General features: G+C 64.5%; 10 protein-coding genes. 4 read left to right on the top strand and 6 right to left on the bottom strand.

Annotation, left to right across the window (positions count from 1 at the left end; translation table 11 throughout):
- Window positions 1-108 precede the first annotated feature (108 nt).
- Both FXB40_RS38310 and FXB40_RS38305 read right to left on the bottom strand, forming a co-directional pair.
- Window positions 109-1,659, bottom strand: coding sequence for an AMP-binding protein (locus tag FXB40_RS38310; protein WP_148777449.1), 1,551 nt, complete (start codon window positions 1,657-1,659; stop codon window positions 109-111).
- Between the two features lie 18 nt (window positions 1,660-1,677).
- The gene (locus tag FXB40_RS38305) at window positions 1,678-2,832 is read right to left on the bottom strand and encodes an iron-containing alcohol dehydrogenase (RefSeq protein WP_148777448.1); all 1,155 of its coding nucleotides are present in this window, start codon (window positions 2,830-2,832) and stop codon (window positions 1,678-1,680) included.
- 464 nt (window positions 2,833-3,296) lie between these two features.
- Between FXB40_RS38305 and FXB40_RS38300 the strand changes: the two genes are divergently transcribed.
- The 3 genes from FXB40_RS38300 to FXB40_RS38290 all read left to right on the top strand — a co-directional run bounded on the left by FXB40_RS38300 (window position 3,297) and on the right by FXB40_RS38290 (window position 9,045).
- On the top strand, window positions 3,297-4,538 hold the full coding sequence (locus FXB40_RS38300; RefSeq protein ID WP_187437431.1) for an efflux RND transporter periplasmic adaptor subunit: 1,242 nt from the start codon (window positions 3,297-3,299) through the stop codon (window positions 4,536-4,538).
- Window positions 4,535-7,699, top strand: coding sequence for an efflux RND transporter permease subunit (locus FXB40_RS38295; RefSeq protein WP_148777446.1), 3,165 nt, complete (start codon window positions 4,535-4,537; stop codon window positions 7,697-7,699). Before FXB40_RS38300 ends, FXB40_RS38295 begins: the two co-directional genes overlap by 4 nt.
- Window positions 7,700-7,854: 155 nt before the next feature.
- Window positions 7,855-9,045: an ABC transporter substrate-binding protein gene (locus FXB40_RS38290; RefSeq protein ID WP_148777445.1), complete on the top strand. Its 1,191-nt coding sequence runs from the start codon at window positions 7,855-7,857 to the stop codon at window positions 9,043-9,045.
- Between the two features lie 67 nt (window positions 9,046-9,112).
- Here FXB40_RS38290 and FXB40_RS38285 read toward each other — a convergent pair whose 3' ends face one another.
- Genes FXB40_RS38285 through FXB40_RS38270 form a run of 4 tightly spaced genes read right to left on the bottom strand, consistent with a single transcriptional unit; the run spans window position 9,113 to window position 13,710 of the window.
- On the bottom strand, window positions 9,113-9,499 hold the full coding sequence (locus FXB40_RS38285) for an MAPEG family protein (protein WP_148777444.1): 387 nt from the start codon (window positions 9,497-9,499) through the stop codon (window positions 9,113-9,115).
- 26 nt (window positions 9,500-9,525) lie between these two features.
- A complete protein-coding gene (locus FXB40_RS38280; protein WP_148777443.1) occupies window positions 9,526-10,608 on the bottom strand; it encodes a lipocalin-like domain-containing protein in 1,083 nt (360 codons plus the stop codon).
- Window positions 10,598-13,060 carry an FtsX-like permease family protein gene (locus tag FXB40_RS38275; protein ID WP_148777442.1) on the bottom strand — a complete coding sequence of 821 codons (2,463 nt, stop codon included), beginning with the start codon at window positions 13,058-13,060 and terminating at the stop codon, window positions 10,598-10,600. Before FXB40_RS38275 ends, FXB40_RS38280 begins: the two co-directional genes overlap by 11 nt.
- Window positions 13,057-13,710: an ABC transporter ATP-binding protein gene (locus FXB40_RS38270; RefSeq protein WP_148777441.1), complete on the bottom strand. Its 654-nt coding sequence runs from the start codon at window positions 13,708-13,710 to the stop codon at window positions 13,057-13,059. Before FXB40_RS38270 ends, FXB40_RS38275 begins: the two co-directional genes overlap by 4 nt.
- A gap of 144 nt (window positions 13,711-13,854) precedes the next feature.
- On the opposite strand from FXB40_RS38270, the gene FXB40_RS38265 reads away from it, so the two are divergent.
- Window positions 13,855-15,204 (top strand): MFS transporter, encoded by a 1,350-nt coding sequence (locus FXB40_RS38265; RefSeq protein ID WP_148777440.1) that lies wholly within the window; start codon window positions 13,855-13,857, stop codon window positions 15,202-15,204.
- Window positions 15,205-15,263: the final 59 nt, after the last annotated feature.

Raw genomic sequence — 15,263 nt, 5'->3', positions numbered from 1 at the left:
CCGACGCGCGTGGAGGGAGGCAACCCGCAACGGCGTTTGCTCTCTTGGCAATTCGGATGACGGATGGCCGCAGGTATTTCTCTCACCATGTGAGAGAAGTTCCTCGGCTCACACAATCCGTGACGTCTTGTTGCCCCAATACCGGTCCCGCAGCAGCCGCTTGTACAGTTTCCCCGTCGGCAGGCGCGGCAATTCCTTCTCGAAATCGACCGAGCGCGGTACCTTCTGCCGCGCCAGTGACGCCCCGCAGAAGGCGATCAGCTCCTCGGCGAGCGCGTCGCCCGGCATCACGCCGGGCATCGGCTGCACCACCGCCTTCACCTCCTCGCCGAGATCGGCATTGGGCACGCCGAACACCGCGGCATCTGCAACCTTGGGATGGGTGATCAGCAGATTCTCGCATTCCTGCGGATAGATGTTCACGCCTCCTGAAATGATCATGAAGGTCGCGCGATCGGTGAGATAGAGGAAGCGGTCCTCGTCGACATAGCCGACATCGCCGACCGTGCTCATGCTGCCGTCGGCCGAGCGCGCCTCCTTGGTCTTCTCCGGATCGTTGAAATATTCGAACGGCGATCCGGTCTTGAACCAGACCTGGCCGGGCGTGCCGGTCGGACACGGCTTCATGTCCTCGTCGAGAATGTGGAGGTCGCCGAGCAGCACCTTGCCGACAGTGCCGCGATGAGCGAGCCATTCCTCGCTGTTGCAGGCCGTGAAGCCGAGGCCTTCGGTCGCGCCGTAATATTCGTGGATGATCGGCCCCCACCATTTGATGATGTCGTCTTTGACCAGCGCGGGGCACGGCGCTGCGGCATGGATCGCGATCTCGAGCGAGGAGAGGTCGTAGCGGGAGCGCACCTCTTCCGGCAGCTTCAGCATCCGTGAGAACATCGTCGGGACCAGCTGCGTGTGGGTGATGCCCCATTGTTGCACGAGCTGGAGGTAGCGCTCGGGGTCGAACGTCTCCATGATGATCGCGGTGCCGCCCATGCGGATCGTGAGGTTCACCGCGGCCTGCGGCGCTGAGTGATAAAGCGGAGCCGGCGACAGATAGACCATGCCTTCTCGATAGTGCCAAAGTTTGGTCAGGAAATCGAACAGCGCCAGATTGTGCTTTGGTGGCTCCTCCGGAAGCGGCCGAATAATGCCCTTGGGACGACCAGTCGTGCCCGACGAATAGAGCATGGAGGTGCCGAGCCACTCATCCGCAATCGGCGTCTTCGGAAGGTCTGCGGTAACGTCCGCCAAGCCGACGATGCGATCGCTTTGGCCCGGGCCGTCGGCAACGATGCAGAGCTTGATGTCGGGACAAGCCTGGATCGCCTCACGCGCGATGTCGAGTTTCGCCACCGACGTGATCAGGATCTTGGACTGGCTGTTGACGAGGAGATAGGCGAGCTCGCCCGCAGTGAGAAAGGAGTTGATGCAGGTATAGTAGAGGCCGGATCGCTCGCCCGCCCCGCAGGCTTCGAGATAGCGGGAATTGTTCTCCATGAAGATCGAGTAGTGATCGAGCCGCTTCAAGCCGTGCTTGCGAAACAGATGCGCCAGCCGGTTGCTGCGCGCATCGAACTCGCGATAGGTGACGGCTTCTCCCGTCGCCGCCATGATGAAGGCGGGTTGCAGCGGGCGTAGACGGGCATGCTGACCTGGATACATCAGTCCTCCGGCTCTGGATTATGCGGCTAGAAGCAGGATTTCGCGCACCTGCGCCGGGCTCTCGATCTTGCGCGGATTGCGCGGGATCCAGTTCGTGCGCATCGCCTGTTCGGCGATGGCGTCGAAATGCTCCGGTGAGACGCGGACGTCGGCGAGGCTGCGCGGCATGCCGAGCGAGCGGATGAAGGCATCGAGCACGTCGGCGGCGCTATGGCCGGGAAAGCCCATGGCGGCAGCGACGATCATCTGCCGCTCGGCGTTTGCGCTCGCGTTCCAGCGCATCACCGCCGGCAGCATGATGCAGGAGGTGTAGCCGTGCGGCACGTCGAAGGCGGCACCCAGCACGTAACCGATGCCGTGGCTCGCGCCCATCGGCACGCCGGCCGCAAGCGCCCCCATCGACAGCCAGGTGCCGATCTGCGCATCCATCCGCGCGTCGAGATCGCTTGCGTCGGCCTTTACCCGCGGCAGCGCGTCGGCGAGCATGGCGAGGCCCTTCACCGATTGCGCGTCGGCATAAGGGTGGGTCTCGCGCGAGCAGATCGCCTCGACGCAATGGTCGATGGCGCGGATGCCGGTCGAGAGGAACAGCCATTCGGGCGTGTGCACGGTGATGGCGGGATCGAGGATGGTCGCGCGCGGCACGGTGAGCGGATGCCGCAGCATCTGCTTCACATGCGTGCTGCGGTCGGTGACACCCGCGATTGACGAGAACTCGCCGCCGGCAATCGTGGTCGGCACGCTGATCTGGCGCACGGTCGGCGGCGTCATCTCCGGTGCGACGCCCTTGTGGACGCGGATACGCTCGATGCCGTCAATGTCGTCGATGCCGTTGGCAAGGCAAAGCTGTACCGCCTTGGCGCCATCGGTGATAGAGCCGCCGCCCACGGTGACGATGAGGTCGGCGCCGACCTCGCGCGCCGCATTGGTTGCCGCGATCACCGCCTCGCGCGGCGTGTGCGCGGGCATCGCATCGAACAGCCCGGCGCAGCGCGGACCCAGCGCCTGGACGATTTTTGCGATCTCGTCGGTCTGGCGGTTCAACGTGCCTGACACCATCAGGAAGGCGCGACGGGTGCCGAGCCGGTCCATCTGCGCGACAACGGCCTCAGTCGCCGGATGGCCGAACACGACCTCCTCGATCGCGCCGTAAACGACACGTCCCTGATGCACGCCTGTCCTCCCCGGACAATTCGTCTTGTTTTGTAAGGGGTAGTCTAGCGAAGCCCGCCGCGTCCGTCATGTGCGAAGACGCTGGCGCTTCCTCCCCTCTCCCCGCGTACGGCAGGGCAATCGCATATGGTGTGCACCATGCGGCGGCATCGGCACTGGGCTCCCTCTCCCGCTTGCGGGGGAGGGCTGGGGTGGGGGTGTCTCCGCGTCGGGATTGTTGAGAATTGCGGAGGACGTCCCTGCGTGGCGAGAGCCCTCACCCGCCGCGCTCCGCGAGCGCGTCAGCCTCTCCCGCAAAGCGGGAGAGGCTGAGCAAGCCCTGTCAACCCGTCATCCGGTTAGGACCTCGTACCGAGCATTGCGTGCGCATTCGTCTTGAAGATTTCATCATGGTGACCCATGTTGTGTCCCCCGCGGGTAGGCGCTTACCCTGCATTTCCGCGGCTTTTATGCGAGGACCTGGGATGACTGGACCGGACGGAAGCGAGCAATTTGTCAAAACGCACGATTTCGTTCAGCCCAGGCCCTATGTAGTGCCTTACGCCATAGCCGGCCTCCTCGCAGCCGCGTTCGCGCTCAGCGGTTGCGGACAGCCGAGCTCGCAAGCCGCCGCGCCGCCACCGCCGCCGGTCACCGTGGCCCAGCCGGTCAAGCGCACCGTCACCGATTGGGACGAGTTCACCGGCCGCTTCGAGGCGGTCGAGGAGGTGCAGGTGCGCCCCCGCGTCGGCGGCTTCGTCAACTCAGTCGAGTTCCAGGACGGCGCGATCGTGCACCAGGGCGACCTGCTCTACGTCATCGACCCGCGTCCGTTCGAGGCGGTGGCCGAGCAGGCGGACGGCCAGCTCTCCGACGCCCGCGCCAAGGTGGAGCTCGCCAAGCGCGAGCTCGACCGCGGCCTAAACCTGGTGCAGACCAGTGCGGTGTCCGAGCAGGTCGTCGACCAGCGCCGCCAGGCCTTGCAGGCCGCGCACGCCTCGGTGACCCAGGCCGAGGGCGCGCTGAAGGCCGCCCGGCTCAATATCGAGTTCACGCATGTGACCGCGCCGCTGACCGGCCGCGTCAGCCGCCATCTCGTCAGCCCCGGCAACCTCGTGCAGGGCAGCGACACCGGGACGTCGACGCTGCTGACCTCGATCGTCTCGCTCGATCCGATCTACGTCTATTTCGACATGGATGAGACCACCTTCATCAAATACAGCAAGCTGTGGTTCGAGGGTAAGCGCCCGAGCTCGCGCGACACCGCGAACCCGGTGCAGGTGACGCTGGCCGGCGAGACAAAGCCGTCGCATGACGGCGCCATCAACTTCCTCGACAACCGCCTCGACGTCTCCACAGGCACGCTGCGCAGCCGCGCCGTGGTCAAGAACACCGATCTCTCGATCCTGCCCGGCCAGTTCGGCCGCGTCCGCCTGATCGGCAGCGCGCCTTACGAGGCGCTGCTGATCCCCGACGTCGCGGTCGCGACCGACCAGTCACGCAAGATCGTGTTCGTGGTGAAGCCCGACGACACCGTCGAGGCGCGCCCCGTGGTGCTGGGGCCGCTCGATGAAGGCCTGCGCGTGATCCGCGAAGGGCTGAACGCGGAGGACCGCGTTATCGTCAACGGCATCCAGCGCGCCCGCGTCGGCGCCAAGGTCGCCCCGTCTCCCGCTCAAGCGCCGGCCGGTGCCAAGACCGGTGCGAAGGCGGGTGACAAGTCATGAATCTTGGCCGCCTCTCCATCAACCAGCCCATTTTGGCGATGGTGCTGTCGATCGTGCTCCTGATCGTCGGCGCGCTCGCCTATTCCACGCTGCCGGTCTCCGAATATCCGCAAGTGGTGCCGCCAACCGTCGTCGTCACCACGCAATATCCGGGCGCATCGGCGCAAACCGTGTCCGATACCGTGGCCGCTCCGATTGAGCAGCAGATCAACGGCGTCGAGGACATGCTGTATCTCTACAGCCAGGCGACCTCGAACGGCCAGCTCACCATTACCGTCACCTTCAAGCTCGGCACCGATCTCGACAAGGCGCAGGTGCTGGTGCAGAACCGCGTCGCGATCGCGCAGCCGCAGCTGCCGGACGAGGTGCAGCGCAACGGCGTCGTCACCCGCAAGAACTCGCCCGACATTTTGATGGTCGTGTTCATGCTGTCGCCCGACGACACGTTCGACCAGCTCTACATCTCCAACTACGCCCTGCTCCAGGTTCGCGACCAGCTGCTGCGCATCGACGGCGTCGGCGACATCCAGATCTTTGGCGCGCGCGACTATTCGATGCGGTTGTGGCTCGATCCTGACCGCATCGCCAATCTCGGCCTGACCTCGACCGAGGTGCTGGCCGCGATCCGTGCCCAGAACGTGCAGATCGCGGGCGGCCAGATCGCCGAGCCTCCGATCGCCGACCGCGCCTTCCAGCCCAACCTCGTTTTCACGGGCCGGTTGAAAGACCAGAAGCAGTTCGAGGACATCCTGATCAAGGCCGGCTCCGATGGCCGCACTGTGCGCCTGCGCGATGTCGCCCGCATTGAGCTCGGTGCGCTGGCCTACTCGACCAATAGTTTCTTGCTACGCAAGTCAGCGGTTGCCATGCTGGTGACGCAGCGGCCGGGATCGAATGCGCTTGCGACGGCGAAAAACATCTCCGACACCATGTCGACGCTCAAGCAAAGCTTTCCGAAGGGCCTCGACTACAACATTGGCTATAACCCGACGGAGTTCATCGCGCAGTCCGTTCACGAGCTGATCAAGACCATCTACGAGGCCATGCTGCTCGTGGTCGTCGTGGTGCTGGTGTTCCTGCAGGGCTGGCGGCCGGCGATCATTCCGATCATCGCTATTCCTGTGTCGCTGGTCGGCACCTTCGCGGTGATGGCAGCGCTAGGCTTCTCCATCAACAATCTCACGCTGTTCGGGCTGGTGCTTGCCGTCGGCATCGTCGTCGACGACGCCATCGTCGTGGTCGAGAATGTCGAAAGGCATCTCGAGCATGGCCTGAGTCGACGGGACGCAGCGCTGAAGACCATGGAAGAGGTCGGCGGCGCGCTGGTCTCGATCGCACTGGTGCTCTGCGCCGTGTTCGTGCCGACGGCGTTCATCGGCGGCATTTCCGGACAGTTCTTCCAGCAATTCGCCGTCACCATTGCGGTGGCGACCGCGATCTCCTGCTTCTGCTCGCTGACGCTGTCGCCGGCGCTGGCTTCGCAGATACTGACGCCGCACGAGGAGAAGCGGCCACCGGCCGCCTGGAATCTGATCGCACGCGCGTGGAATGGCTTCACCGGCGCCTTCAACCGTCTGTTCGATCGGCTCTCGCATGGCTATGCCGGCGTCGCCAATTTCGTGATCCGGCACTCGGTGGTGATGCTGCTGATCTATGTCGTGCTGATCGGCAGCGCTGGCTGGCTGATCGGGACGACGTCGCAGGGCTTCATCCCCGCGCAAGACCGCGGCTACGTCATCATCTCTGTGCAATTGCCCGGAGCGGCGTCGCTCGCGCGCACCACGGAGATCGTGCGAGAGATCGAGCGGATTTCGCTGGATACGCCGGGTATCATCCGCGTTGCCGCTTTCGCGGGCTTCTCCGGCGCGACGCGCACGCAGGCCGGCAACGCGGCCGCACTGTTCCCGGTGTTCGATGAACCAGAGGTACGCCTGAAGAAGGGGTTGACCGCGAATGCCATCACGGCCGAGCTGCGCAAGCGCCTCGCCGCGATACAGGGCGCCTTCATCATCGTCATTCCGCCACCGGCCGTGCCCGGCATCGGCACCGGCGGCGGCTTCACCATCCGCATCCAGGATCGCCAGGGTCGCGGGCCCGAGTTGCTGGCGTCAGCAACCGACGAACTCGTCGCCGCCGCGCGCAAATCGCCCTTGCTCCTCGGCCCCACGGTGTTCTCGCCGTTCTCGGCCAGTACGCCGCAGCTGTTCGTCGACATCGACCGCACCAAGGCGCAGAAGCTCGGCGTACCCATCGCCAACATCAACGACACGATCCAGACCTATTTCGGATCGACCTATGTCAACGACTTCAACCTGTTCGGCCGTACCTATCACGTCACCGCGCAGGCTGATTTCCCGTTCCGCAAAGAGCCTGCCGATCTCTCGCGCTTGCGCACGCGAAATGCCTCCGGCGACATGGTGATGCTCGGCAGCGTGGTCGACTTCAAGGATGTCTCAGGTCCCGACCGCGTCGCGCGCTATAACCTTTACGCTGCGTCCGAGCTGCAGGGTGAGCCTGCGCCGGGCACGAGCTCGACCACGGCGCTCAACACCATCAAGAAGCTCGCCGACGACATCTTGCCGAGCGGCTTCACGTTCGAATGGACGGACCTGTCCTATCAGCAGGTCACCGGCGGTAATGCCGGCCTTTACGTGTTCCCGATCTGCGTGCTGTTCGTCTATCTCGTGCTCGCCGCCCAATATGGCAGCTGGACGCTGCCGTTCGCGGTGATCCTGATCGTGCCGATGTGCCTGCTGGCTGCCACCATCGGCGTGCGCGTCATGGGCCAGGACGTCAACATCCTGACCCAGATCGGCTTCGTCGTGCTGGTGGGGCTTGCGGCGAAAAACGCGATCCTGATCGTCGAGTTCGCGCGCGACATCGAGAAGGAGGGCAAACCGCGGCTGGAGGCTGTGATCGAGGCCTGCCGATTGCGGCTGCGACCGATCCTGATGACGTCCTTCGCCTTCATCCTCGGCGTGCTGCCGCTGGTGATCTCGTCCGGTTCAGGTTCGGAGATGCGGCAAGCCGTCGGCGTCGCCGTGTTCTTCGGCATGATCGGCGTCACGCTGTTCGGGCTGCTGTTCACCCCGATCTTCTATGTGGTGGTGCGGAACCTCGCGGAGGGGAAGAACGAGGGGAAGCCGGGGACGGTTGCCTGATTGCTCCCACGTCGTCCTGGCTTTGGCCAGGACGACGCCATCTCATCAAATGCTGCTCACCATACTAACGGCCTACGCAAAAGCGATGGGCACGCGCGCCGTTCTTCACTAGTATCCGCGCGATTTCAAAACAGAACACTGCTGGGAGCTAACAGATGAAATCAACACTTTTGGCCGCTGTCGCAACGTCGGCTCTGTTGCTGGCCGCGCCGGCCTCCGCGCAGGGCGTCAAGATCGGCATCCTGAACGATCAGTCCGGCGTCTATGCCGATTACGGCGGAAAATATTCGGTCGAAGCCGCCAAGATGGCGATCGAGGATTTTGGCGGCGAGGTACTCGGCCACAAGGTCGAGATGATCACCGCCGATCACCAGAACAAGCCCGATCTCGCCACCTCCATCGCGCGGCGTTGGTATGACGCCGACAATGTCGACATGATCACCGAGCTGACGACGTCGTCGGTGGCGCTCGCCGTGCAGGACCTGTCGAAGGAAAAGAAGAAGATCGACATCGTGGTCGGTGCGGCGACCTCGAGCATCACCGGTTCTGCGTGCTCGCCCTATGGCTTCCACTGGGCGTTCGACACCCACGCGCTCGCGGTCGGCACCGGCGGCGCGCTGACCAAGGCGGGCGGCGACAGCTGGTTCTTCCTCACCGCGGACTACGCCTTCGGCTATGCGCTGGAAAAGGACACCAGCGAGATCGTCACCGCCAATGGCGGCAAGGTGCTGGGCTCGGTCCGCGTGCCCCTCAACTCGTCCGACTTCTCCTCCTTTCTGCTGCAGGCGCAGAGCTCGAAGGCGAAGATCGTCGGCCTCGCCAATGCCGGCCAGGACACCACCAACTCGATCAAGCAGGCGGCTGAATTCGGCATCGTCCAGGGCGGCCAGAAGCTCGCCGGCCTGCTGATGACGCTCGCCGAGGTGAACGGTCTCGGCTTGCAGGCGGCGCAGGGCCTGGTGCTGACAGAGGGCTTCTATTGGGACCATGACGACACCACGCGCGCCTTCGCCGAGCGCTTTTTCAAGCGCACTAACCGGATGCCGAGCATGATCCACGCCGGCACCTATTCGGCGACGCTAAGCTATCTCAAGGCGGTGAAGGCCGCCGGCACCAAGGACTCTGAGGCGGTCGCCAAGAAGCTGAAGGAGCTGCCGGTCGACGACGCCTTCGCCAAGGGCAAGGTGCTCGAGAACGGCCGCATGGTCCACGACATGTATCTGTTCGAGGTCAAGAAGCCATCCGAGTCGAAGAAGCCGTGGGATTACTACAAGGAACTCGCGACCGTCCCCGGCGACAAGGCGTTCTTCACCGCCAAGGAAAGCGGCTGCCCGCTGACGAAGTAAGGCCGTCATTACTGAATGCGAATGCCGCGCTAACGCGCGGCATTTTGCGTTGTAGCGGTGTGTCGCCTCACACCAACCTTAACACCACCGCGCCCAGCGCCCCAGCCCACAGCGCGATGGCGGCGATGCCCTGGATCGCAAAGCCCGGGCCGCGCTTGGCGGCAGCCTGCGAATAGCCGATGAAATAGACGATGCGGCCGATGATCCAGACCGCGCCAATGCCGGCCGCGATCGGGTCACTGATATAGATCGCGAACAGCCAGAGCGACGGCAGGAAGATCGGCATCCATTCCAGCGTGTTCATCTGGATGCGGAAGGCGCGCTCGAAATCCGGATGGCCTGACATCGCCGGCACCTTGATGCCAGTCTTGGTTCGCGACCGCGAGACATTCATGCACGTGAAGAAGAAAAACAGAACAGCGAGCAGCGTGACGAGCGCAGTCAGGTGGTACATTGAAGCCTCCGGCAATCAGATGCAGCTCAATAGCCGGTCAGCTCGAGATAGCCAACGCCATCATGCGTGCCGGCAAAGCTGATCGGTCCCTCCCAGTAAGAAAAGCCGGTCCCCATCCATGCCTTTGGATTGAGCGGCTTGCAGGCAATCGAGAACGCGCGGGACGGGATCGCGATCTGCCATTCCACCGGCAGCTTGCGGCCCGCCACGTCCGCTGTCGCCTTCGGACTCATGTGGATGTCGCTACCCGCAATCATCTGCGTCTCGCCATTGGCGCTGATCCAGTTGCCGAACGGATAATCCTTACCGTCCTTCTGGCGTAGCCGGTACAGCATCAGCTTATCGCCGGAGGCAAGATGCAGCGACAGCCAGTCCCAGCCGGTCTGGTCGGTATCGAGCGGCTGGCTGCTCCATTCCCGGTCCATCCAGGCCTGGCCGGACACATCGATCGGTTTGTCGTCGATGGTGAGCGTGCCGCGTGCGCGGTAGAACGGCTGGCTGTAATAGTAGGATGCTTGTCCGCGCTCGGACTTGCGGCTGTAACCGCCGTCGCCCTGCAAGACGACCGGCCGATCGGCCTCAAGGGTCAGCGCGTAGCTGAAATCGGTTCCGGATGCCTTCAGCATCACGGGTGACAGAGTGCGATCATCCGTGCGCCCAGAACCCTTCATCTCCCAATCGTCGATCCACGCCGCGAACGGTTTGGCCTCGACGTTGGCCTGCCCGATACCGCCGCGCGAAAACAGCTCATTGAAACGGTGGGTGTCGGCGCGCGTCACCGCGGCATGCGCCATCCAGATCTGCTGATTGGCCCAGCCCTCGGCTTGCGGTCCCGGCTTGGCGGCCTGGCGAAACAGCGTCCATTGCAGCCCGCAAGCAGCGCCATTGCTGTCGACGAGGTTTGCGGTGAGATACCACCACTCGATGCGGAACGCCGGATGTGGCCCGTGATCGGCGGGGAAGCTGAACGTCTTTCCTGGCGTCACCTTCGCAAAGCCGTCGGCGGTCTCGCCGAGCCCGGCATAGCCCTGCGCACGTGCGCGGCGTGCGAGGGTGAGTGCGGCGATGCCGCCGGCAAAGGCGCGACGCGAGAGTCTGTCAGCGCTCATTGGCAAACACCTTGACGAGGCTTGCCGGCTGCATCCGCGCCAGCCGGATCATCGGCAGCAGCGCCGCCAGCAGCGAGGCGATCAGCGCGACGGCGACCAGCTCGACCAGTTGCAGTGGAAATACATGGAACGGCAGCCGCCAGCCGAACGCCTTCACGTTGACGATCGCGATCAGGCACCACGCTACCAGCAGCCCGAGCGGCACCGCCAGCAGCGATGTGAACAGTGCAACCGACAGCGTCTTGGTTAGCTCGATCGCCGCAAGGCGCGGCCGCGTGATGCCGATCGCCCAGAGCGGCGCGAGCTGCGGCAGCCGCGAATTCGCCAGCGTCAGCAGGCTGGTCAACAGCGCGATGCCGGCGACGCCGAGCGTAAAGGCATTCAGCGCCGAGGTCACCGCAAAGGTGCGATTGAAGATGCGGATTGACTCCGCCTTTACGGTCGCCTGATCGGCGACGCTGCGATCATCGAGTGAAAACTGCTTCTGCAATGCCGCGATCAATCCCGGAATTTTGTCGCGCGGGACGATGAGCCCGATCCTTGTCTGCGGCGTTTGCGGAAACTGTCGGATCAGCGCCGCGACGTTCACCGCGAGCTGTCCCTTGGGGTTGCCGTAATCGGCATAGATGCCGACGATGTCGAGCTCCCAGGTCCCGCCCGGCGCCGGCACCTCGATCACATCGCCGACGCGGACGTTGAGGCGACGGCTCAGCTGCTCGCTGATGAAGGCGGCATTGCCCGGCACCAGCTGGGTCCAGGCGCGCGGCGCGGTTTCCAAGAGCGGCCAGCGCTCGCGATAGAGCGCGTGATCGGGCAGGCCGAGCAATTCCACCGGCTGTCCCTGGACTTGCGTCTCTGCGCGGCCGCCCGACAGGATGGCCTGAACCTCACTGCGCTCCTTCAGCCAATTGCGGATCGCGACGCCTTGCGCATTATCGGACGCGCTGATGTAGACGTCGGCGGCGAGCCGTCCGTCGAGCCAGCCGATAAAAGTGCGGCTGAACGTTTCCACCATCGTGGACACCCCGACATTGACGGCCAGCGCGAGCAGCAGCGCCATCAGCGCCAGCGATAATCCCGAAAGCTGCTGCCGGCTGTCGGCCCAGAACCACAGCGCCAGCGGGCCGCGCGCAAAACGCTGGCCGGCGAGCAGGAGGATATCGAGGAAGGCCGGCAGGATCAGTGCTGCGCCGAGTATCAGCGCCGCTAGCAGGCCAAAGCCCGCGATCAGCGATTGCCCGTATTGGAGCAGCAGCAGTGCGACCGCGAATACGGCGCAGGCAGCAAGACTTTGCAGCATCAGCCAGCGGCGCTGCCGCTGCTGCCAGGCGTACGGCTGCGCGGTCGCCAGCACCGGCATCCTGATCGCCTTGATCAGGCTGGTCGCAGCCGCCACGATCGCGCCGGCGACGCTGATGCCGATCCCGGCGAGCCACCATTCAGGCCGGAGCGTGAGCTGCCCCGGAATTTGCGCGCCATAGAGCCCGCGCAGCGACGCTGCGACATCAGGCAGCAGCGCCGCGGCGATGACGTAACCGCAAACGAGCCCGATCAAGCCCGCGACCAGCGCCAGCGCCACCAGCTCGATCACCAGCACCGTATTGACCAGCCGCGCCGAGGCGCCGCAGGCCCGCAAGGTTCGCAGCATCGGCAGCCGCTGCTCGAAGGCGAGGCTGACGGCGGAATTGACGATGAAGAGGCCGACGAAGAACGACAGCAGGCCGAAGGCGGTGAGGTTGAGATGAAAGCTGTCGGTCAGCCGCTCCAGCTCGGTCTCGGCGGTCGGCTCGACCCGCTGTAGCTGATCGCCGACGACGCTCTGCAGCGGTGCAGGCTTGCCCTTTGCCTTGCCGATCAGCAGGCGCGACAGCTGATCTGGCTTGTTAAGGAGCCGCTGCGCCACGCCGATATCGACCACCAACACCTCAGGCACGAGCTGCGGCAGCACATGCAGCGGCGGCAGCTTTGCACCGCTGCTGATCGACGGCGTAGCGCCGTCCTGCTCGTGCAAATCGCCCAGCGTCTCCTGCGCGACCAGCGTCTGGCCGGGCGCGGCAACAAAGCTGCTGAGATCGGCCGCTCCGAGGCGCGGCGCGTTGCCGACGTCAGCTGGAAGCGTCACCGGCTCGATGCCGAGCAGTCGCATCGAGCGTCCATTGATTTGAACCCGGCCTTCCAGCACCGGCGACACCGGCCAGCCCGCGCGGCGGAGTTTTATGAACAGCTCTTGCGGGAAGGTCGCCGTATTGGGCGCGACCAGCATGGCCGTGCGGACACCGCCAAAGGTCGCTGCCGCACGGTCATAGGCGCTGCGGGCCTGCTGGTTGATCGCCTGCACACCGCTCCACAGCGCGGTCGCGGCGATCAATCCGATCAGAAGCGTGGCGAACTGCATCCTGTGCCGTCGCCAATGACTGAGCAGCACGGCGAGCACCCACAGCGCGCGCCTCATGCGATCCGCCCCGCATGCAGGACGATGTGACGGTCGAGCGTGCCTGCCAGATGCAGGCTGTGCGTCACCATCAGGAAGCCGCAGCCGGTGCGCGCGACGAGGTCGCGCGTCAGTGCCAGCACGTCGTCGGCAGTGGCTTCGTCCAGATTGCCGGTCGGCTCGTCCGCTAGCAGCAGCGATGGTTTGGTCGCCAGCGCTCGTCCGATCGCGACCCGCTGCTGCTGGCCGCCTGATATTTGCTCTGGATAACGCTTGAGCAGACTGCCGAGCCCGAGCCGCTCGGTTAACTCCCTGGTCCAGGTCGCATCGTGCCGACCGGCGATACGCGCCTGGAAAGCGAGGTTGTCGGCGACCGACAGGCTCGGGATCAGGTTGTACTGCTGAAAAACCAGGCCGATCCGGTCGCGACGCAACGCGGCGCGGCCGGCATCGGAGAGCTTCGTGACCTCGGTGTCCTCCAGGTGGATCGTACCGCCATCGGCGGCATCCAGCCCGGCGATCAGGTGCAGCAGCGTGCTCTTGCCGCTGCCGGATTCGCCGGTCAGCGCAACGCGCTCGCCGGCCTTCAGGTCGAGATCGACGCCGCGCAGCACATGGACCGGCTCGGCGGCCGCGGAGAAGGTTTTGGAGAGGTTTCGGATGCTCAGCAAGATCAATGCGCCGGACGGAATTAGCTCAATGCTGCGTAGCACACCTGCCGTGGAAATGCCGGGGTTGCGTTGCCGTTCAAGCCGTTGTTAGCTCGCAAGACGGTCAAATCAAAAGTACCGACAAAAAGACATACGGGGAGAATGATGAGCGCTCAGGGAACGCCCACTACGGCGGGCAGGACGGCAGGGGTGTCCCAAGGGACCACGAAGGAAACGCCGAAGGGCGCCTGGACCGTTACTTTTCTTCTCTTTCTCTTCATGCTGGTGAACTTCGCCGACAAGATCGTCGTCGGTCTCGCCGGCGTTCCGATCATGACCGATTTGAAGCTCGAGCCGGAGCAGTTCGGCCTGCTGGGCTCGTCGTTCTTCTTCCTGTTTTCAATCTCGGCCATCGTGGTCGGCTTCATCGTCAACAAGGTGGCGACGCGCTGGGTGCTGCTGACGCTCGCGGTGATCTGGGCGCTGGCGCAGTTTCCGATGGTCGGCACCGTCTCCTTCACCACTCTGCTGATCTGCCGCATCGTGCTTGGCGCCGGCGAAGGTCCGGCCGCTTCCGTGGCGATGCACGCCGTCTACAAATGGTTCCCCGACGAGAAGCGCACGCTACCGACCGCGATCCTGTCACAGGGTTCGGCTTTCGGCGTCATCCTCGCAGTGCCGATGCTGAACTGGATCATCGTCAACCATTCCTGGCACTATGCGTTCGGTGCGCTCGGCGTGGTCGGCCTGATCTGGGTTTGCGCCTGGCTCATCTTCGGCAAGGAAGGCCCGCTCGAAAACACCCGGGTCCTCGCGGCCACAGAGACGAAAATTCCCTACGTTCAGCTACTCACCTCGCGCACCTTCCTCGGCTGCGTGGCCGCGACCTTCGGCGCCTATTGGGCGCTGTCGCTCGGGCTCACCTGGTTCACGTCCTTCATCGTCAAGGGGCTCGGCTTCTCGCAATCGGACGCCGGCTGGATCTCGATCCTGCCCTGGGTGTTCGGCGCCACCATCGTGATCCTGACCGGCTGGATCTCGCAGGTGATGATGGCGCGCGGCTACACCACCCGAATCTCCCGCGGCGTGCTCGGCTCGGTGCCGCTGATCATCGGCGGCCTGATCCTGGCAACGATGCCGTACGTCCCGGGCGTAGGGCTGAAGATCGTGATGCTCGTGGTCGGCCCTGGGCTCTGCGGCGCGATCTATGTCGTCTGCCCGCCGATGCTCGGTGAATTCACCCCGGCATCGCAGCGCGGCGCCATCCTCGCGATCTACGGCGCGCTCTACACACTCTCGGGCATCATTGCGCCGAACGTGATGGGCACCGTGATCCAGCGCTCCGGCAGCATAGTCGACGGCTACATGACCGGCTTCACCATCAACGCCGTGATCATGATTGGCTCCGGCCTGCTCGGCCTGCTGCTGCTCTGGCCGAACACGGAAAAGGCGCGGCTGACGCGTGGTCCAGCGCCTCGGGAAGCCGAGCTGAAGGGCGCGGTGTCGCCGACGTAGGGGGCGGTGCCAGCGCAACGAACACTGTCGCCCCGGCCCCGTGCCCAATTGCGCTCTAG

Origin of the sequence: Bradyrhizobium rifense (genome assembly GCF_008123425.1) — a bacterium.
In the GTDB taxonomy this organism is placed as follows: Bacteria; Pseudomonadota; Alphaproteobacteria; order Rhizobiales; family Xanthobacteraceae; genus Bradyrhizobium; species Bradyrhizobium rifense.
This window is presented reverse-complemented; position numbering and strand designations above follow the sequence as displayed.

Coding starts and splice junctions, on each gene's coding strand:
- FXB40_RS38310 (WP_148777449.1), bottom strand. CDS start 1,659: ATGTATCCAGGTCAGCATGCCCGTCTACGCCCGCTGCAACCCGCCTTC.
- FXB40_RS38300 (WP_187437431.1), top strand. CDS start 3,297: ATGACTGGACCGGACGGAAGCGAGCAATTTGTCAAAACGCACGATTTC.
- FXB40_RS38295 (WP_148777446.1), top strand. CDS start 4,535: ATGAATCTTGGCCGCCTCTCCATCAACCAGCCCATTTTGGCGATGGTG.
- FXB40_RS38290 (WP_148777445.1), top strand. CDS start 7,855: ATGAAATCAACACTTTTGGCCGCTGTCGCAACGTCGGCTCTGTTGCTG.
- FXB40_RS38285 (WP_148777444.1), bottom strand. CDS start 9,499: ATGTACCACCTGACTGCGCTCGTCACGCTGCTCGCTGTTCTGTTTTTC.
- FXB40_RS38280 (WP_148777443.1), bottom strand. CDS start 10,608: ATGAGCGCTGACAGACTCTCGCGTCGCGCCTTTGCCGGCGGCATCGCC.
- FXB40_RS38275 (WP_148777442.1), bottom strand. CDS start 13,060: ATGAGGCGCGCGCTGTGGGTGCTCGCCGTGCTGCTCAGTCATTGGCGA.
- FXB40_RS38265 (WP_148777440.1), top strand. CDS start 13,855: ATGAGCGCTCAGGGAACGCCCACTACGGCGGGCAGGACGGCAGGGGTG.